Here is a 20,965-nt window from a genome sequence, read left to right on the forward strand (position 1 = left end):
CGCCGGCGCAAGCATTTGCTTGTGCCAGCGGAGATTTTCTGCCAGTAGAAAAGTCAAAGTGGGTTGATTCATAATTCATAATTACAAATCAGTGTTTGAGCCTTCGTCTCTTTACCATACCTCCTTTGATGTCCTTCACACTTGTCATGATCACAAAAGCATTCGGGTCGATCTTCTCAACTTCCGTATTAATTCTGCTGATCTCAAGACGTGTAATGATGGTATAAACAATATCCAGGTCGTCTACATGGCCGTGTTTACCAAAACCTCTTTTGCCTTTATATACGGTAACGCCTTTGTGCATGCTGTTGGTGATCATTTCCCTGATCTCTTCGCTGTGTGCAGATATAATGGTGATGCCGATGTATTCATCAATGCCTTCTACTACAAAGTCAATTGTTTTTGATGCAGCCAGATACGTGATCATGGAATAGAGGGCAGTTTCAACAGAAAGTTTATAAGCTGCCACAGAGAAGATGATTACGTTAAATGTGATGATTACATCACCCATGGTCACACCGAATTTCCTGCTCAGGTAAATAGCCAGTACTTCAGTGCCGTCAATAACAGCGCCGCCCCGCACAGAGAAACCTATTCCTGCACCTAAGAAAAAACCGCCGAAAACACTTACCAGTAATTTGTCATTGGTGATCTGCGGGAACGTAAAGACATGTACCACTATTGCCAGAATGCTTATGGCAATACCTGTCTTGATCGCGAACTTTTTTCCGATCACATTGTAGCCCAGTATTACAAACGGAATATTGATGATGATCAAAAGGCTGGACAGGCCAAGTCTGGTAAGCTCTGTAAGAAGCAGTGCAATACCGGTAGCCCCGCCATCTATAAATTGTGTAGGCAGAAGAAAACTCTTCAAACCGATGGCAGCAGAAGTAATACCAAGAAAAATAAGAACAATATCTTTAACTACCCGGTTAACATCTATTGAAAGGTTACGGAAGCCTTTCGCTTTTTCAAAAGAAGAAACGTGTTTGGCTTCTTTCTTTTTATTGAAAAGAGCATATTCAATAATCTTTATGAAAAACTTATTCAAGATAGTATGATGTTTAAAGTAGTAAGTTTTAAGTTGAAAGATTTTTCGAAATTCGGCTGTCTGCTTATGTTTCGTAAAACTTAAAACTTAAAACATATGACTTATAGTGGTTCCTGCTGACTTAAACAATGGAAGCTGCCCAATCCCCAAATGATATCTGTTGAATCCAGACCGGTTACTTTTCTGTTTGGGAAAAATTGCTGAATGGTTTCAAGCGCCAGTTCATCGTTTTTATCTTTGAACGTAGGAACGATCACATGGTTGTTGGCAATGTAAAAATTCGCATAAGATGCCGGAAGCCGCTGATCGTCATAAACAACTGCAGAAGGCATAGGCAGCTCAACAACATTAAGTTGTTTGCCGTTCTCCAGACGCATTTTTAACAACTCCTTTAAATTATCTTTCAGTAAAAAATAATTGTCGTCGTTTTTATTCTGTTCAACAGCGGTTACAACTGTATCTTCGTTTACAAATCGCGTAATGTCATCAATATGTCCATCGGTGTCATCTCCCACAATGCCTTCTCCCAACCACAGGATGTGTTCGATGCCATAATATTCTTCCAGGTATTCTTCAATCTGTTCCCGACTCTTGGAAGGATTTCTGTTTGGATTCAGCAGGCATGAAGTGGAAGTAAGCAATGTGCCTCTGCCATTGAATTCTACGGAGCCGCCTTCCATAACAATGCCCGGATTAAATACCGGTATGCCATACATTTCAGCAATCCGGGTAGGGATAACATCGTCCAGATCATATGGAGGGTATTTATCACCCCATGCATTATAACCCCAGTCCACAATTACTTTCTTTATAGCAGCAGCAGGGTTCACAAGAAAGGCCGGTCCGTGATCACGGCACCAGGCATCGTTGGTCGGGAAGTGATGAAAGAAAATATTTTTCATGTCTGCCCCGGCTTTTTCAATAAAACCTCTTGCAAAAGTTTCCATGGCCGCATTGGCTACATTGATGCGCACCTCTTCTCCTTCAGCGATAAGTTTTATGAATTGAGCATATTGAGGGAAAATACTGTCCAGCTTGCCAGGCCAGGAGGCTTCTTTGTGTGGCCAGCTTAGCCAGGTTGCTTTGTGTGGTGCCCATTCTGCCGGGAAGAAATAACCTTGCTTTGCAGGAGTAATTGAATCCATCTATATTTATTCGTTTTATGCTTTTAGTTAAAAGCTGATTAAACAAATATACAAAAGAGGAAGAATTTTTTAAGCCTCTATGTAAGCCAAATCCTATACAAGAGTTAAAAAACAGTTAAATTTGATTGTTTAAAATATTTGCAGCACTTATGCGTCTGTAGATTAAATACAACTTCATTATGCGTGGTAATATAACAATTCTATTTCTTTCGATCGGCTTTTTTCTGCTTCTTGATTGGTACGTTTTTACTGGAATTAAAGCACTTACAGAATTATTGCAGCCTACCAGCCGCAAAATTATTCATCTGGTATTCTGGGCGCTGACAGCCTGGTCGGTGTTCAATCTGTTTATTATGTATACAGGCTTATACGTAACATGGCCAACCTGGCTGCGAAGCGCTTCCATCGGACTGATCCTGGTACTGTTTCTTACCAAACTGATCTTTGTATTGTTTCTGTTAATGGATGACGTGCAACGCTTCATACAGCTTTGCATATTCTGGGTAAAGGATAAACCTGCAGATGCGACAACACCATCCATCTCCCGCTCAGAATTTTTGATGAAAGCAGGCCTGGTAGTTTCGGCTATTCCGTTTACAGGTATGATCTATGGCATTCTTGTCGGCGCGCATGATTATACGGTTCGTAAAAAGCGCATTGTATTAAAGCATTTACCGGCAGCATGGAACGGATTGAAAATCGTACAACTATCGGATATACATTCAGGAAGTTTTTATAATAAAACGGCCGTAAAACGTGGGATTGAAATGGTGATGAAACAAAAGCCGGATATTATATTTTTCACGGGTGACCTGGTAAATAACATGGCTTCTGAAATGGATAACTACATAGATGTATTTTCTGAATTGAAAGCTCCGCTGGGAATTTATTCAACACTGGGTAATCATGATTACGGTGATTATATAGCATGGGAAACGCCGCAAGCCAAGCAGGATAACCTGAATAAACTGATTGGCGTGCACAAAGAAATGGGCTGGGATATTTTAATGAATGAACATCGCATCCTAAAGAGAGACGGGCAGGAGATCGCGATTTTAGGCATTGAAAACTGGGGAGCAAAAGGACATTTTCCGAAGTATGGAAAAATGCATCTTGCATATCCGGGAACAGAGCATGTGCCGGTGAAACTTTTGTTATCGCATGATCCGAGTCACTGGGATGCAGAAGTTCTTAAAAAATACAAAGACATTGACATTATGTTTGCCGGTCACACACATGGCATGCAGTTTGGAATTGAGAAAGGACCGCTCAAATGGAGCCCTGTACAATGGATGTATGATCAGTGGGCAGGCTTGTATGAAAAAAACAATCAGTATTTATACGTGAATCGCGGATTCGGATTTATAGGCTTTCCGGGCAGAGTCGGCATGGCTCCTGAAATTACAGTGGTTGAGCTATTTAATACATAAATAATACTTTTTTTTGGCTTTTTTTCTTATTATGCGGATTGGTAATGTTTTTGTTCAGAATTAAAACTGAATTCAACGTTACTTTTGTAGTTAACCCCAATAATAATGAAGAAAAAGATCACCTTGTTTGTTGTTATATTGATCAGCTGCGTGCTTCATTCGCAGGCAGCCGAGTTGGTTTCAACAGATACTGTTTCCATTACCATTGCTGAAGCAGAGAGTAATTTTCTGAAACGGAACTTATTGCTCCTGGCTTCGAACTATGAAATTGATGCTGCTAAGGCAAGGATCATTCAGGCAAAACTCTGGCCTAATCCATCCGTTGAATTTCAACAAGGTATTTATGATCCGAATACCAACAAAACCTTTGATATGTCCGGAACCGGACAAACAAGCGTGCAGGTCAATCAGCTGATCAATATCGCCGGCACCAGAAATAAAAACGTTTCGCTTCAAAAAATAAACAGTGAATTGGCCGAAGCCCAGTTATACGATCTGCTGCGTACATTGAAGTTTGAATTGCGGTCAACAGCTTTTGAATTGTATTACAAGCAGATGACAATTTCCATGTATGAAACGCAGATCGCGTCACTGAAGGAAACAGTAGCTTTGTATGAAGCTCAATACAAAAAAGGAAATATCCCTTCGCGTGAAGTCATTCGTTTGCAGGCCTTTTTAATTTCTCTTGAAAATGAGAAGTATGCCATGAACAGAACCATTCATGAAGATCTTCAATATTTATATGTGCTGACAGGCGATACGATCCGTCCGTATTATAAAATCGTTATTCCGGATCACTATGCTGATACATTTGAAAATGAAATGTACGCGCTGGATTCTTTATATCAGGTGGCGCTTGAAAACAGATCGGACGTGAAAATTAAAGAACTGGAAGTATTACAAACCAAACAGATGCATACCTTAGAGAAATCCAATGCGTATCCGGGCGTGTATGTTGGTGGTATCTGGGATAGACAATCCAACTACATCCGTAATTATACGGGTATTGTTGTAGGCTTTGACTTGCCTGTGTTTAATCGTAATCAGGGAAATATTAAAATTGCTGCCAGTAATTATGAAAAAAGTAAATTAAACTTACAATATGCAGAGCAGAATGTGATCAGTGAAGTGCTCACCGCATACAGGCAGGTAGGAGACTATAATACGCTTTACAGGAATAAAGATAATAATCTCATAGATGAATTTGATGCAATGATTGTAGGGTTTGTTACCAATTATCAAAAGCGGAACATTACATTAATTGAGTTTATTGATTTTTATGAAACATACAAAGACTACATCAGCAGCGTTTATGAATTAAGAGGTAACAGGCTGCAGGCAATAGAATATTTGAATTTTACAACAGGAATAGATATATATGAATTTAAGTAAGAAAATAATTGTACAGATTTTTGTTTTTGCATGGGTTGTAGCGTGCATGAGCTGTTCGGATAAGACTACTGTTGAAGAAGAAGCAGATGACAATAAATGTTTGTCGGATAGTATGCTTAAACTGATTCAGCTTGATACGATCAAATATAACAATCTGACAACACGATTATTGTTAAGCGGAAAAATTTCTGAGAATGAAGATAAGCTTGTTAAAGTCTATCCGCTGGTAGGCGGTTATGTAAAAGATCTGCGGGTAGAATTAGGTGATTATGTAAATAAAGGAGACGTACTGGCAGTTATTCAGAGTACAGAGGTAGCGGATTTTCAAAATCAGTTGGTTATTGCAGAGTCCGACCTGAATATCGCTGAAAAGAATTTGCAGGTGACAGAAGATATGTTTGAAGGCGGCCTGGCATCCGAAAAAGATCTGGTTATTGCAAAGAAAGAATATCAGAAGGCGGCAGGAGAGTTAAGACGTATCAAAGAAGTAATGAATATTTATGGGGTAGGCGAATTTTCTGCTTATACGGTTAAAGCTCCTATTTCAGGTTTCATTACAGAAAAGTATATCAATGAAAACATGCAATTCCGTATGGATAACACGGCCCAGTTATTTACCATTGCGAATCTGGATCATGTGTGGGTTATTGCCAATGTATTTGAGTCAGACATCAACAATGTACAGGTAGGCAAAGAAGTAGAGGTAACAACTTTATCTTATCCGGGAGAAGTATATAAAGGTAAAGTTGATAAGATCTTTAACGTGCTTGATAAAAGTTCCCGCGTAATGAAGGTGCGTGTAATTCTTGAAAATAAAGCTTACAAATTGAAGCCTGAGATGTTCGCCAGTATTGCCGTGTTAGGCAAGTCTGACGAAAAAAGTTTATCCGCTCCTGAAAACAGTATCATCTTTGATAATAACAAGGATTATGTCTTGGTATATCATGATAAGTGTAATATTGAAATCAGAGAGATTGAGCGTATAGATAAAAGTGATTCGAACATCCGCATACAATCCGGTTTGCGTGAAGGAGAGCGTGTGATCGTTAAGCATCAGCTGTTGGTATACAATCATTTAATTAACAGATAACCGCATGAATCGTTTTATCTTATCAGTTGTATCGTTTTCATTAAAGAACCGTTTCTTTGTATTTTTTGCAACGGCTATTCTGGTTATTACCGGTATATACAGTTATCTGAATACGCCTATTGAAGCTTTTCCTGATGTTACGAATACGCGTGTGCAGATCATTACGCAGTGGCCGGGCAGAAGTACGGAAGAGGTTGAAAAATTCGTAACCATACCGCTTGAGGTAACCATGAACGCCATTCCCGGCAAGACAAGTCTGCGTTCGATTTCCCTGTTCGGACTTTCAGTAGTAACCATCATGTTTGATGATGATATAGATGAATTCCGGGCGCGTCAGTTGGTAGCAAACAGTCTGATTTCCGTGGAAACGCCGGATGGTGCCACACCTGAAATGCAGCCCAGTTATGGTCCTACCGGAGAGATTTTCAGATATACATTAAAGAGTAAGGATTTATCCGCCCGTGAATTGAAAACCATTCAGGACTGGGTTGTTGAACGGAATCTAAAGGGCGTTCGCGGAATTGCGGATGTTGTTAGCTTTGGCGGAGAGGTGAAAACATTTGAAATCAGTGTAAACCCAAACCTGCTTCAGAATTACAATATCACGGCCCTGGATGTCTTTCAGGCAGTATCAAGAAGTAATATCAACGTTGGCGGTGATGTTATAGAAAAAAATGATCAGGCTTATGTGGTACGCGGGATTGGTGTATTGAACAACCTGCATGAAATTGAAAATATTGTAATTGACAACATAAACGGAACACCGATCCTTGTCAGCAACGTAGCGAGTGTACATGAAGCAGCTTTACCTAAATTGGGTTATGTAGGAAGAGATTCACTTCAAAACCAGGTAGAGGGTATTGTGGTGATGCTGAAAAATGAAAACCCCAGTGTTGTCCTTGAAAATCTGAAATTAAAGATCAATGAACTGAATGAACATATTTTGCCCCGTTCCGTACAGATTCATCCGTTCTATGACAGAAGCGTATTGATTGGTTTCACTACCCACACGGTTATGAAAAACTTACTGGAAGGTATTCTTCTGGTAACGTTGATTGTATTTGTGTTTATGGCAGACTGGCGCACAACGGTGATTGTGGCCGTTGTCATTCCGCTCGCACTTTTATTCGCATTTATCTGTATGCGCATGAAGGGCATGAGCGCCAACCTGCTTTCCATGGGAGCCATTGACTTTGGTATTATCACCGATGGTGCTGTGGTAATGGTTGAAGGACTTTTTGTATTGCTTGATCATAAAGCACACAAGCTGGGTATGGATCGTTATAACGGACTTCTGAAATTTGGTTTGATCCGTAAGGAAGCCGGTAAGCTTGGGAAGGCGATCTTCTTTTCCAAGTTAATTATTGTTACAGCCTTGCTGCCGATTTTTGCATTTCAGAAAGTGGAAGGTAAGATGTTCTCTCCGCTGGCCTATACGTTGGGCTTCGCTTTATTGGGAGCTTTGATTTGTACGTTGACATTGGTGCCGGTACTGGCCTCGTATCTGTTAAATAAAAATGTGCGCGAAAAACACAATCCGATTGTGATATTTTTTGATCGTATTGTAATGCAGGCATTCAATGTAACCTTCAACAATAAAATCAAAACGATGTTTGTCAGTCTTGGTATTGTTGTGTTCGGCCTGTTTTCATTTACGTTTTTAGGAACGGAATTTTTACCGGAATTAAATGAAGGAGCTATATATATCCGTGCGAGCATGCCGATGAGTACTTCGCTGGAACAGTCTATTAAAATATCAGAGAAGATGCGCGCTGCGCTTCTTGGTTTTGATGAAGTAAAAGGTGTGATGTCGCAAAGCGGAAGACCCAACGATGGTACAGATCCAACAGGTTTTTTCAATATTGAATTCCATGTCGATTTGAAGCAGGAAAAGGAATGGAAGCGCAAAATTTCCAAAGAAGAACTGATTGCTGAAATGAAATCAAAATTATTGATCTACCAGGGAATTGCATTGAACTTCTCCCAGCCGATCATGGATAACGTGGAAGAAGCAGTATCCGGTGTGAAAGGGTCATTGGCCGTGAAGATCTATGGACATGATCCGCAAGAGCTGGAAGAAAAGGCAGACCTGGTATATAATGAATTGAAGACGGTTGAGGGTATTGAAGATTTAGGGATTATTCAGTTGGTTGGCCAGCCTGAATATCACATAGATCTGAACCAGCAAAAAATGGCTATCTATGGTGTGAGTACAGCAGATTGTCAGTCTGTCATTCAAATGGCAATTGGTGGTAAAGCAATTACTAAACTCTACGAAGGCGAGCGTAAGTTTGATGTGCGTATTCGTTATATGCCTCAATTCAGAATGTCGAGAGAGCAGTTGGGTAATTTATTGGTGCCAACCTTAGGTAATCAAAAAATATTACTGAAGGAAATTGCAACAATCACTAAGGTCACTGGCCCGGCGTTTCTATATCGTGAAAACAACGAACGTTTTGTAGCAGTGAAATTCTCGATTCGCGGCCGTGACATGGGAAGTACCATAGAAGAGGCGCAGGCAAAAGTTGCGAAGTCTGTAGTGCTCGATAAAGGCATGCGCATGGAGTGGCGCGGACAATTTGAGAACCAGGTGCGTGCAACAAAAAGATTGATGCAGGTAGTGCCATTGAGCCTTGTACTGATCTTCGTGATTTTATTCATTATGTTTGGAACAGGAAAAGATGCAGGTTTGGTTTTGCTGAACGTGCCTTTTGCATTGATCGGTGGTATCTGGGCATTATGGATTACACAAACCAATTTCAGTATTTCAGCAGGGGTAGGCTTTATCGCGTTGTTTGGTATTTGTGTTCAGAATGGTGTGATATTGATCTCTGTATTCAAACAAAAACTCCTTGATGGCGAAGAGCTGGATGATGCGATCAAAGAAGGATTGCAGTCCCGTATCCGTCCGGTTATTATGACGGCGTTGATGGCTGCATTGGGTTTATTACCCGCGGCTATTTCCCATGGTATCGGATCTGAAACGCAAAAACCTTTGGCTATCGTTGTAATCGGAGGTTTGATCAGCGCAACCGTATTGACATTGTTGGTCTTTCCGATTATTTGTCATTTTGTGTATAAGCATCCGTCGTTGAGAAACTAGTGAAGCCGAAGGCTTAAAGCTAAATGCCAATAAAAATTAAAAAGGGGGCATGTTTGTAAGACATGGCCCCCTTTTTAATTTATCTCTTAAAAAGCTTTAAGCCTTCGGCTTATTCAAAATCTTCAGTGCCAATGCCAGTAGCTTATTTTTTGTTTCCGTTTGAAAACGCAGCACATGGAGATCATATTCTTCCTCTTTTGTAGCAGGCTTGTCAAGGGACTCTACTTCATCATGATACACATTAATCAGATACGTGGCCCAAACGTTGAAGTCTTCTACGGAGTTGATATTCGGGAACCTTTCTTTGTCTTCAAAAATATATTGGATGTGCCCGTTTTCATACATGGAGAAAAAAGGACCGGCCAGCACATCATTGATCAGGTCGAGGCTTTTCCATAATTCAGCATAACGGGCTACTTTCAGTGCAGGTCTGTGAAATGCATCCCAAAACAATTTTCTGTATTCTTCTAAATCAGCAGAAGTATTCATTCATCCGGAAGTTTAATAAGAAGCAAGTTAAACTTTTATGGAAACATTTACTTGTCGGGAATACCTTTTTGTCCGGATTTCTTAAATCACCAAACTTAATGTTTAAAACATAATAGTTTTTTTATATTTACGCATCAGGATATTTTATGAAAAGAATATTAATCACAGGCGGAGCAGGTTTTATCGGCTCTAATTTAACAGAAGCATTATTGCAAAGACCGGATGTTGAGTTGGTACGGGTACTGGATAATTTTGCTACGGGGTATCAGCATAACATCGATGAGTTTTTATCCCACCCTAAATATGAATTTGTAGAAGGTGATATCCGTAATTACGACGATGTGCTCAAAGCTGTTCAGGGAATTGAAGTGATTAGTCACCAGGCTGCACTGGGTTCCGTTCCGCGTTCGCTGAAGGATCCCATGACAAGCAATAACGCCAATGTACTTGGTTCAATGAATGTGTTCCATGCAGCGAAGGAATCAGGAATAGACAGGGTTGTTTATGCGTCCTCATCTTCTGTTTACGGCGATGATCCGGGTTCTCCCAAAGAAGAAGACCGTTTGGGGAATGTGCTCTCGCCCTATGCTGCCAGTAAACGCAGTATTGAATTATATGCAAAGGCATTCAGCAATGTTTATCCGTTCCGGTTTATTGCTATGCGGTATTTTAATGTGTTTGGTCCGAGACAGAATGCACAAGGTGCATACGCGGCTGTTATTCCGCAATTCATTACAGCATTATTGAAAGGCGAGCAAGCCACCATTTTTGGTGACGGTACGCAGACCAGAGACTTTACCTATATTGACAATGTATTGCAGATGAATATTAAAGCACTGTCAACCGATAACCCGAATGCATTTAACAGATATTACAACGTTGCCTGCGGTTCAACAACATCTTTGAACAGCGTGTATGAGATTCTTGCGCGCTGTGCCGGATCAGCTATTAAACCTAACTATGCTGATCCACGACAGGGAGATATAAAAGATAGTCTGGCGGATATAAGTCTGGCTAAAAATATGATTGGGTATAATCCCGGAATTCAGATTGAAGAAGGATTGGTTAAAACATTTAACTGGTTCAAAGCAAATAGCTGACAGTTGAGTCTCTCTGATTTTATTTTTTTGCTGAATTCTGAATTCATTTATTGATCGGTGGAATCATTTTAAAAAGGTTTCAAAAAGTATTAAAAAACATTTTTTTAATCACAGAATCAGGCCTGATGTAATGTGAGTGTAATATCAGGCTCGGTTTTCAATATTTTATATAACCTATTGACAGGCTGATCGTATGTGTTCGTGTGAAGATAATGCTATGGAACCCGCAAATTATCTTCATACTGTAAAATTTCTATTCACATTTAACCACTACTATTATGGAGCGTTTTTATGTAAAAGCGGTTTTGCTATGCATTTTTATTCAGTCATTTATTGTAAACAATCTTCATGCGATGGACCCGCTTATCTGGGTCAGGTTGAAAGGAGTTACGTATTCAGATGAGACAGTTATTCGCTTTAGAGAAGGAACAACAACGAATTTTGATTTTGATTTCGATGCTTATAAAATAATGAGTACCGGTACTACGCCTTCTGTATACACCAGGATTGGTAATACTGATTACTCCATCAATGCAATACCTGCAGCTGACAGTTTACCAACGATTAAACTGGGCACGAAAATTCTCGAAGAAAGTCTCTATACGATGAGCTTTGCAAACAGTACAGGGTTACATGGCTATGTATTGATTGATAAAAAACTTAATACACAAACTGCAGTGGACAGTAGTTCTACTTATTCATTTATCGGTTATGTTGAAGATGACCCCGATCGGTTTGAATTGCAGTTAGAGAAATATCTTCCAAATATCGTTAGTTATGTATCACTGGTCACAAAGGCGCCTTCAGTAAATAAAATACAGGTGTCTTCATGTGCCGGAGGAATATATGTTTCTTTAAAAGAATTGTATGCTGATAATTATAAAATAGAGATTATCCGTTTAGGCGGGCGGATTGTGCAAACGATTGAAACGGTGATCCAGCCCAGCGCTTCCTATGAAGCACTTATTCAATTGGAGAATTCTTTAATAGCAGGAAATTATGTGGCCAGAGTGACTGCCGGAGCTATGCAGGAGTCATTTCACATAGCTATTGTCAAGTAGAACGGTTAAACCGGCGGTGATTATTTCTAAAGAAAATCACCGCTGTTTTTTTTATAAATATTACCCGCTTATTAATTCAGTTACTTGAAATTCATTAAAATAATAATAATGGTATTATTTTTATAAATATCATTGTCAAAAAAAGAATGTTTCTGAAAAGGAATTCAGTATTCAATTTATGTAATTATTATTTTATATTTTTACAATACTAATAATTAGCTCTTTGTGAATCTCTATTTCGAAAGTGCTGTCCTCATTTATAAAAATCTAAAAATCTTAATTTATTATGCAAGTATATAAATCTGGCATGAACGTGCGCATGATGAATATATATAAATCTGTATTTTTCATCTGCTTTAGTGCGATTAGCAGCTTTTTATTACAAAGCTATTCTGCAGGTGCGGTTACAACTACAACAATCCATGCAGGGGCGTGGGGTACAGCAAGCAACTGGAGTAATGGTGTTCCGTCTTCTACGGATGAAGCAGTCATTAACCACGTTATGGATTTTACCAATGTGAACATGAATATCAATGCCGGTGGAATTTATACATTCAATGCCGGTGCAAATGGGTCTTCAATCCCTTTAGCATTAAGCATGAATTCAGGTAGTCCCGGACCGGTATTAAATATTTATACAAACGTTTCCTTTGCCGGTGGAATTAATTTAAATGCAGGAACGATCAATGTATATAACGGCGCATTGCTTACTGTTACAAACCAGGTGAATCAGGCCGGGACACAAATTAATATTGAAGCCGGAGGGTATTTTAGTGTTACAGGTAATTATCTGAATAATGGAGGGAATATAGCTGTAGACGGGCTTCTGGCAATTACAGGAAACTACAACGGACAAAATGCGGCAGCCATTGTAACCGGCAGCGGGGATATTACAACAACTGGTTCCATGAAAGGTATCAATCAGAGTTCGATCTTTGGTATCATAAATCCCGATTGCGGCGGACCTAATTGCAGCGGTCGTAATCTGTGCGGAAGAATCGCCTCCTGTTTACCCGCGTCTGCAGTATATTGCAGCACACCTGTTGTGTTGACGGGAGCTGTGAATAACGGTACTCCAACAGCATACCAGTGGCAAACAAGCTCAACAAATACGGAAGCAGGTTTTGCGAACATCAGTGGAGCTACCAATAGCACATTGTCAGTTTCGCCGTCTTCAACAACATATTATAGAATTAAAATTACAGTTGGCGGTTGTACAAGCTTGTCTCCGGTATCAGTAGTTACAATCAGTACCTGTTCAAAAACCTGGACCGGAGCTTTGAGTACAAGCTGGCACACTGATGGAAACTGGTCTCCAAGCGGGCGACCAACACCAAGGCAGGATGTTGTTATTCCGAATGTGATAAACAAACCAGTCGTTAGTGATACAGCCAGTGCACGGGATATTGTCGTACAATCAGGAAGTGCTGTTTCCATAACAGCTTCAGGCAACCTGAAAGTTTATGGCAACTTTTCCAACAACGGAACATTAACCACTATTACAGGAAGTACAATTACATTCAAAGGTTCGGCAGCGCAGGCAGTCTCAGGTATACCGGAAGTTCATGATCTTAGCCTTGATAAAGAAGCGGGAACAGTATCATTATTCTCTGCAACATCTGTTAAAGATGCGGTTAATTTATATGGTGGTACACTTGCAACCAACGGATACCTTACGATAGATTTTAATGCAGGCGGTAATATTGCATATCATGCAGAAGATGCAGGTAATATTACAGGTAATGTAACCGGCTTAAGAAGCATTGTCGGGGCAAAATCACATTATATCAGTGCTCCGTTTGCAGGGGTGACTACCCTTCAGGTTGCCCAAACCACGCCGTTGTATGTTAGTCCTTACTGGAAAATGTATGCACGTAATTTTACTACACAAAATTGGGTGGCAGTAACCAATACTATTACTGCGATGCCGTTGGGTACCGGATTCTCTTTGTCATTACCATCACCGGCTCCATTATCATTTACGGGAACGTATAATCATACATATACATTGACGGGACAGCAATACGAAAACTATGTTTCGGGGAAATATATTTTTATAGGCAATCCATATCCGTCTGTAATTGATTGGGACAATGCTTCCGGTTTTACAAAAACAAATGTGCTGGGAGCCATTTACTACTGGAATGCTTCTAACAGTGTCTATGCCAGTTATGCTTCTAATATTGGTACCAATGGAGGCACAAGATACATTGCTCCGATGCAGGCATTTTTAGTATCTACAACAGGTGCAGGAGGCTTCTCAAGTATTTCGATCAATAATAATGCGCGGGTTACATTGCAAAACCCTTCTTTCTTAAGAGAAAGCCCCGAAGACATTATTCGTATAACACTGCAGCCTGAAAATTCTGATCAAAAGGATGAAACGGTTATCCGTTTTAATGAAGATGCAAGTGTTGATTTTGATTCTGATTTAGATGCATATAAACTTTTAAATTCCGGTACAACACCTTCTGTGTATACAGCATTAAATAATCAGACATATTCAATCAACTCATTGGAAAGTTCTTCATCCGTTCCTTCCATCCCTGTGTGTGCTAAATTACCGGCAGATGGAAATTATACATTGACGTTTGATATAAAGAATCCCGCACTTGAGTGTATTCTATTGGATAAAAAACTTGGAACAGAAAATCTGATTTCCGGTCCGTCTTACATGTTCAGCGGATTAAAAGCAGACGATGTGAATCGTTTTGAACTGCAGTTCAGAACTGCGGTTACAACTGCAGTTGTAACCGCAGGGGCGACTGAAGGTGTGAAAATTCTGTCATCAACCAGAGGCTTTGTAGTTCAAACAAATAATAACAGTAGTGTTACAGATATTGAAATTCTTGATGTGACAGGTAAAACAGTGTTGATCCTGGCAGATAAAAATTTATCAGATTCTTCAACTTTTATTCCTTTGGATCTTTCAGAAGGAGCTTATCTGGTGAAAGTAATGATTGACGGAAAGACGTATGCTCAATTGATCAGTTTGCTGAAATAAACTGCCTGAAGCATAAAAAAGCCTTTAACTGTCTTGCGAGAATTAAAGGCTTTTTATGATGTGGGAACCTATAAAATATACAAAATTGCTATGTAATAAATGATTTATTTTATCGCACATTTAGTTAACTTTTGTTAAAATATTTTTTGAATTTAGAGTGGATACATATTTTATACGTCATTTTGCTAAACTTAAGTAAATATTTAAAGCAAAATTGGCCAATTAAATGATTTTTTATTTTTTCATTCGTTATCTTTAATTAATCAATATTTATGTAATATTTTTTATAAATATTGATTTTTTAAAACCAGCTAAATACGATTTGTATGTACTTGAAAACATCTGCCTGCTTAAAAAGCAGTTGCATAATTTTGATCAGTTTACTGAGCTTGCTCAAAGTGAATGCCGCAAACTTTACATCCGCCCTAAGTGGGGATTGGGACAAAGGTGCTACCTGGGGAAATGGTTCGCTTAATATTATAGGAGTTACTTATCCCGGTCCGACGGATAATGCCACAATTACTTCAGGTAAAAACGTGCAGGTAAAGCAGAGCCAGTCTGTTGCAAATATTACAATTAACAGCGGTGGCGTACTTACGAATTCAAACAATAAGGATCTGACAGTTTTGGGTAATTATGTATTGAACGGAATCCATACAGGAGGTAATGGTTCAACGGTCATATTTTCGGGGCTGAGTAAATCCATCAGTGGTATAGGCACGATGGATGTGCCAGGCGGTGCTTTTTTGAATTTCAGTATTACAATTTTAGCTGCCACAAATCTTAATATTGCCTCAGATTTTAACTTGTCAGCAGGTGTTACTGTTACAAACAATGGTAAGATAACCATGGTTGCTCCGGCAGTTATTGCAGCAACAGCTTCAGGTCCGGTCTGGGTGAATGCTGCGAATTCATTTTTGAGTCCCGGTGCCAGTACAGATGTATTGAATAATGTTGCATTGGATGCATCGGCTACGGGCAATACAGTTAACTATTATCAGACACCTGCACAGAATATTAAGATTCCTGTATCCAATACCTATTACAACCTCATCATTTCCGGAGTAGGTACTAAAACAATGATCGGCAATTTAACGGTATTGGGAGATATAAGTATTAGTGCAACTACCTTGAATACATCTACCTATACAATGTCACTGCAAGGCAACTGGTCAAATGAAGGGGCTTTATCAGGTACCGGCACAATTGTATTTAACGGAACGAATAATCAGACGATTTCAAATTCTTCCGGCGAAACATTTTATAACATGACTACTGCCAAGTCAAGCGGCTATTTAACCTTGAATAACAATGTTACGGTTTCCAATACCTTAACCATGACCAATGGACAGATAGATGCCAATTTACAGGTATTGACAATCGGTACAAGTACGTCTTCTGTAGGAGCACTTTCCTATGCGGGTGGTTTTGTATTTAATGGATTTGTTTCAAGATGGATAAGTGCAACTGGTGTAGCTGTGTTATTCCCGATGGGGATTCAATATGGCAGTTATTATGCACCATTGACCATTACGTTTAATAACCTGACCGCTGGCGCGTTGATGGTCCGCTTTCCGCCGATACCAGGTACTACCAACAATGGCCTGCCATTAGTGGATGGTGGAACTACAGTATACAATACTTTCGGCCAGGGTTTTTATTCATTGACACCGTTAAATGGATTAGCCAGTACCAGTTATAATGTAACAGCAGTGGGCCTGCCTTTTTTTAATTATTATGCTTCAACAAGAATCCTTGCCCGGCCAAACAGTTCATCGAATTGGGTCGCCAATGGAACGCATCAGGCAGGTGTGCCGGGTACCGGTCCTGCTAAAAGGATAAATATGAACATGCTTCCTGTCGACCTTACGTTGGCAGATACCGCGAATTGTACAGCACCGGTTACCGCACCATTTACGGGGCCAAGAAGTGTTTGTACAAACAGTACACAAACCTATTCTGTAGCCAATACAGGAAACACGTTCCTTTGGATCGCTCAGGGCGGAACGCAGATGAGTGGCGGAAACTCAAACAGCATTACCGTAAAATGGGGTGCCACAGGTACTACAGGTGTATTGATTGTTATTGAACAAAGTGCCTGCGGTTCAGGGATACCGGCCTATGACTTTATTACTATCGGTCCGACAACCGTTACTTCCATTACCGGGAAAAGTTATGCGCCGGAAAATACAACAGTAGGTAATGAAGAAACTTATTCGATAGACCCCCAACCCGGGTATACCTACTCGTGGTCGATCTCGGGAGGTACGATCGTTACCGGTGCTTCAACAGAGAGTATAACTGTCCGGTGGGGGCCAGCTGGTGCGGGGCAGGTAAGCGCATCGATTACGAACAGCTGCGGTACTTCTACCATTGTTAAACCCGTTAATATTTATGTTGTTATTAACAGTATAAAAAGTGGTGCCTGGGACGACCCGACAACATGGGACTGTAATTGTGTGCCGGCATCCTATAATAGTGTCCGGGTCCGGAACCCGCATGTAGTCACGTTTCCAAATTCAGATCTGGTCATAAACAATTTAATAGCAGATATCGGGGGAACTTTTAACAATGGAAGCAATAAAACACTTACGGTAAACGGCGATTTACTGATTGATGGAACATATACCGGAACCAGTGAACTCATTCTTAACGGAACGGGCAATATAGATGGTGTCGGAACAATTTCAACGACGGGAAACCTTACGCTGACCGGAGGGGATAAAACAATACTTCATTCCGGCGTACTCACAAGGACTTCCGGAGATATTGTTATTAAAAGCGGGGTTAATGTATTGAATAACGGGGTTATTACAACTACCAGAAATATTGTCGGAGAAACAGCAAGTTCTACCTGGACAAATCAAGAAGGATCGGCACTGAATATCTGGGGTGCTTTTTTAACTACAGGAACAGCTGTTGTAAATGCAGTGCCTAATACGGTTGAATACAGAGGTTCTGCTTCACAGACGATTAAGCAGACAGATTATTATAACCTTTACAGTACCGGTACCGGAGCCCGTGTTTTGCCATCCAGTGGGGTAGTAGGCGTAGCAGGAGATTTTTTACCAGGTACAAATGCATTTACAATAACAGGAAGTACCGTGAATTTTAATGGAACCGACCAGCAGATAGGAGCTTTTACTTTTAACAATCTTACGATTTCCGGCGGTGGAACAAAGACGCTGACAGGTGCCGTTACTTATAATAGTGTTTTAAATTTAACAAACGGAATTATAGCGACCGGTACAAATACACTTACAGGTGCTTCAGCCTCTTCGGTGACCAGAACCAGCGGACATATAAATGGAAATTTTAAAAAATGGATTCCAAATACTTCTGCTGTAACATTTGAAGTAGGAACAGCAACAGATTATACACCCTTAACCACAACATTTGCCAGTATAACAACAGCAGGTTATGTTACCGCATCGGCAACAGCAGGAGACCATCCGTCCATTTCCTCAACCTGTCTGGATGCTGCAAAATCGGTTAATGTGTATTACTCTCTAACAAATAATACACTAACTGCCGGTACATTCACATTAGGTTTTAATTATTTATCAGGTGATGTTGATGCGGTAGCTACGCCATCCAAATTCAATGTTGAAGTATATAATGGTACAGCCTGGTCTGCACCGTTAACATTAATCGGCATACCTTCTTCCACTCAGACTACTGTATCAGGAGTTTCAACTTTCGGTGCATATGAGATAGCGGAAGGCGGGCTTGTTATTACTTCCCATCCGGCAAACAGTTCTGTTTGTACCGGAAATAATGCTTCTTTTTCAGTTGCTACAAACGGCGTAAGTCCTACCTTTCAGTGGCAGGTGAATAGTTCCGGTACCTGGAGTGATATCAGTAATGGTGGCGTATATTCTACAGCAACAACCGCATCGCTGAATATCACGAATCCAACGGTAGCTATGAGCGGTTACCAATACAGATGTAAAGTTACGGGAACACAATGCCCGGGTGTAACAATTATATCGAATGCTGCCACGCTGACTGTAACCGCGGCTCCGACAGCCGTTTCGGGAACAGCAGTGGCAACCTGTTCTAATCCGGGAACCGTTAACATAACTGCAGGATCCAGTTCAACCAATAATAATGGTACCGCCTGGACTTCCAACGGAACCGGTGTATTTGCCAATGCCAATTCCCTGACAACAGCAACCTACACGCCAAGTGCGGCAGATATTACAGCGGGAAGTGTAATATTAACACTTACAGCGACAGGAAACGGAGCATGTGCAGCAGTAACGTCAAATAAAACATTAACAATCACTGCCGCACCAACAGCTGTTGCTGGTACGGCTGTTGCAACCTGTTCATCAACAGGTGCGGTGAATATCACTGCAGGATCAAGTTCAACGAATAATAACGGTACAAACTGGACCTCAAGCGGTACCGGTACGTTTGCGAACCCGACATCATTGACAACAGCAACCTATACACCAAGCGCGGCAGATATTACTGCTGGTAGTGTGACATTAACACTTACAGCGACCGGGGTTGGAACCTGTGCAAATGTTACTTCAACAAAAACATTAACTATTACAAAAGCGCCAACAGCAGTTGCAGGAACAGCAGTTGCGACCTGTTCATCAACAGGCGCGGTGAATATTACTGCAGGATCCAGTTCAACGAATAATAACGGTACAAACTGGACGTCAAGCGGTACCGGTACGTTTGCGAATCCGACATCGCTGACAACAGCAACCTATACGCCAAGCGCGGCAGATATTACGGCAGGAAGTGTGACACTGACGCTTACCGCTGCTGCGAACGGTACATGTACAAATGCAACCTCAACGAAGACGTTAACCATCAGTCCTGCTCCGACCGTCGTGGCGGGCACGGCAGTATCGACCTGTTCATCATCAGGCGCGGTGAATATCACCGCGGGATCCAGCTCAACGAACAATAACGGTACAAACTGGACCTCGAGCGGTACCGGTACGTTCGCGAACCCGACATCGCTGACAACAGCAACCTATACACCAAGCGCTGCGGATATTACTGCGGGAAGTGTGACACTGACACTCACAGCAACCGGGGTCGGAGCATGCGCAAACGCAACTTCAACAAAAACATTGACAATAACACCGGCACCAACAGCAGTTGCAGGAACAGCAGTATCGACCTGTTCATCATCAGGCGCGGTGAATATTACTGCAGGATCCAGTTCAACGAATAATAACGGTACAAACTGGACCTCGAGCGGTACCGGTACGTTCGCGAATCCGACATCGCTGACAACAGCGACCTATACACCAAGCGCGGCAGATATTACGGCAGGAAGTGTGACACTGACGCTTACCGCTACTGCGAATGGTACATGTACGAATGCAACTTCAACGAAAACGTTAACGATAACAAAAGCGCCAACAGCCGTTGCTGGAACGGCAGTGGCGACCTGTTCATCAACAGGCGCGGTGAATATCACTGCAGGATCAAGTTCAACGAATAATAACGGTACAAACTGGACATCGAGCGGTACCGGTACGTTCGCGAATCCGACATCGCTGACAACAGCGACCTATACGCCAAGCGCGGCAGATATTACGGCAGGCAGCGTAACGCTGACGCTTACGGCTACTGCGAATGGTACATGTACGAAGGCAACCTCAACGAAAACATTAACGATAACACCGGCACCGACAGCTATTGCTGGTACAGCCGTCTCAACCTGTTCCTCAACAGGCGCGGTGAATATTACTGCAGGATCCAGTTCAACGAATAATAACGGTACAAACTGGACCTCGAGCGGTACCGGTACGTTCGCGAATCCGACATCGCTGACAACAGCCACCTATACACCAAGCGCTGCAGATATTACGGCAGGCAGCGTAACGCTGACGCTTACGGCTACAGCCAATGGGACATGTTCAAATGCAACTTCAACGAAAACATTAACGATTACACCGGCACCGACAGCCGTTGCTGGTACAGCCGTCTCAACCTGTTCCTCAACAGGCGCTGTTAACATCACCGCAGGGTCCAGGTCAACGAATAATAACGGTACAAACTGGACCTCGAGCGGTACCGGTACGTTCGCGAATCCGACATCGCTGACAACAGCCACCTATACACC

Annotated in this window: 10 protein-coding genes and 1 pseudogene; 8 read left to right on the forward strand and 3 right to left on the reverse strand. The window is 41.2% G+C overall.

From position 1 onward, the window contains the following. Positions 1 to 88 precede the first annotated feature (88 nt). Positions 89 to 1,054: a YitT family protein gene (locus ACTHJT_RS00905; protein ID WP_440235710.1), complete on the reverse strand. Its 966-nt coding sequence runs from the start codon at positions 1,052 to 1,054 to the stop codon at positions 89 to 91. A 101-nt stretch (positions 1,055 to 1,155) separates the two neighbouring features. Beyond that, positions 1,156 to 2,199 carry an agmatine deiminase family protein gene (locus ACTHJT_RS00910; protein ID WP_440235712.1) on the reverse strand — a complete coding sequence of 348 codons (1,044 nt, stop codon included), beginning with the start codon at positions 2,197 to 2,199 and terminating at the stop codon, positions 1,156 to 1,158. Positions 2,200 to 2,378: 179 nt separating this feature from the next. Here ACTHJT_RS00910 and ACTHJT_RS00915 point away from each other — a divergent pair, with 179 nt between their 5' ends. The 4 genes from ACTHJT_RS00915 (at position 2,379) to ACTHJT_RS00930 (ending at position 9,214) form a co-directional block, all read left to right on the forward strand. Next, the gene (locus ACTHJT_RS00915) at positions 2,379 to 3,629 is read left to right on the forward strand and encodes a metallophosphoesterase (RefSeq protein ID WP_440235713.1); all 1,251 of its coding nucleotides are present in this window, start codon (positions 2,379 to 2,381) and stop codon (positions 3,627 to 3,629) included. A gap of 105 nt (positions 3,630 to 3,734) precedes the next feature. After that, on the forward strand, positions 3,735 to 5,021 hold the full coding sequence (locus ACTHJT_RS00920) for a TolC family protein (protein ID WP_440235715.1): 1,287 nt from the start codon (positions 3,735 to 3,737) through the stop codon (positions 5,019 to 5,021). Further along, a complete protein-coding gene (locus tag ACTHJT_RS00925; protein WP_440235716.1) occupies positions 5,008 to 6,111 on the forward strand; it encodes an efflux RND transporter periplasmic adaptor subunit in 1,104 nt (367 codons plus the stop codon). Before ACTHJT_RS00920 ends, ACTHJT_RS00925 begins: the two co-directional genes overlap by 14 nt. Before the next feature lie 4 nt (positions 6,112 to 6,115). Then, positions 6,116 to 9,214: an efflux RND transporter permease subunit gene (locus ACTHJT_RS00930; RefSeq protein ID WP_440235718.1), complete on the forward strand. Its 3,099-nt coding sequence runs from the start codon at positions 6,116 to 6,118 to the stop codon at positions 9,212 to 9,214. A 96-nt stretch (positions 9,215 to 9,310) separates the two neighbouring features. On the opposite strand, the gene ACTHJT_RS00935 is transcribed toward ACTHJT_RS00930, so the two are convergent. Next, positions 9,311 to 9,703: a hypothetical protein gene (locus tag ACTHJT_RS00935; protein WP_440235720.1), complete on the reverse strand. Its 393-nt coding sequence runs from the start codon at positions 9,701 to 9,703 to the stop codon at positions 9,311 to 9,313. A gap of 146 nt (positions 9,704 to 9,849) precedes the next feature. Between ACTHJT_RS00935 and ACTHJT_RS00940 the strand changes: the two genes are divergently transcribed. The 4 genes and pseudogenes from ACTHJT_RS00940 to ACTHJT_RS00955 form a co-directional block, all read left to right on the forward strand. Then, positions 9,850 to 10,803, forward strand: a complete 954-nt coding sequence (locus ACTHJT_RS00940; protein ID WP_440235721.1) for an SDR family oxidoreductase — start codon at positions 9,850 to 9,852, stop codon at positions 10,801 to 10,803. A 278-nt stretch (positions 10,804 to 11,081) separates the two neighbouring features. Further along, positions 11,082 to 11,864 (forward strand): hypothetical protein, encoded by a 783-nt coding sequence (locus ACTHJT_RS00945; RefSeq protein ID WP_440235722.1) that lies wholly within the window; start codon positions 11,082 to 11,084, stop codon positions 11,862 to 11,864. A 286-nt stretch (positions 11,865 to 12,150) separates the two neighbouring features. Then, entirely contained in the window at positions 12,151 to 14,868 is a 2,718-nt protein-coding gene (locus ACTHJT_RS00950; RefSeq protein ID WP_440235723.1) for a T9SS type A sorting domain-containing protein, read from the forward strand. 371 nt (positions 14,869 to 15,239) lie between these two features. Further along, a pseudogene (locus ACTHJT_RS00955) lies at positions 15,240 to 20,965 on the forward strand (hypothetical protein); the annotation flags it as partial.

Origin of the sequence: Cytophaga sp. (assembly GCF_051961495.1) — a bacterium.
In the GTDB taxonomy this organism is placed as follows: Bacteria; Bacteroidota; Bacteroidia; order Cytophagales; family Cytophagaceae; genus Cytophaga.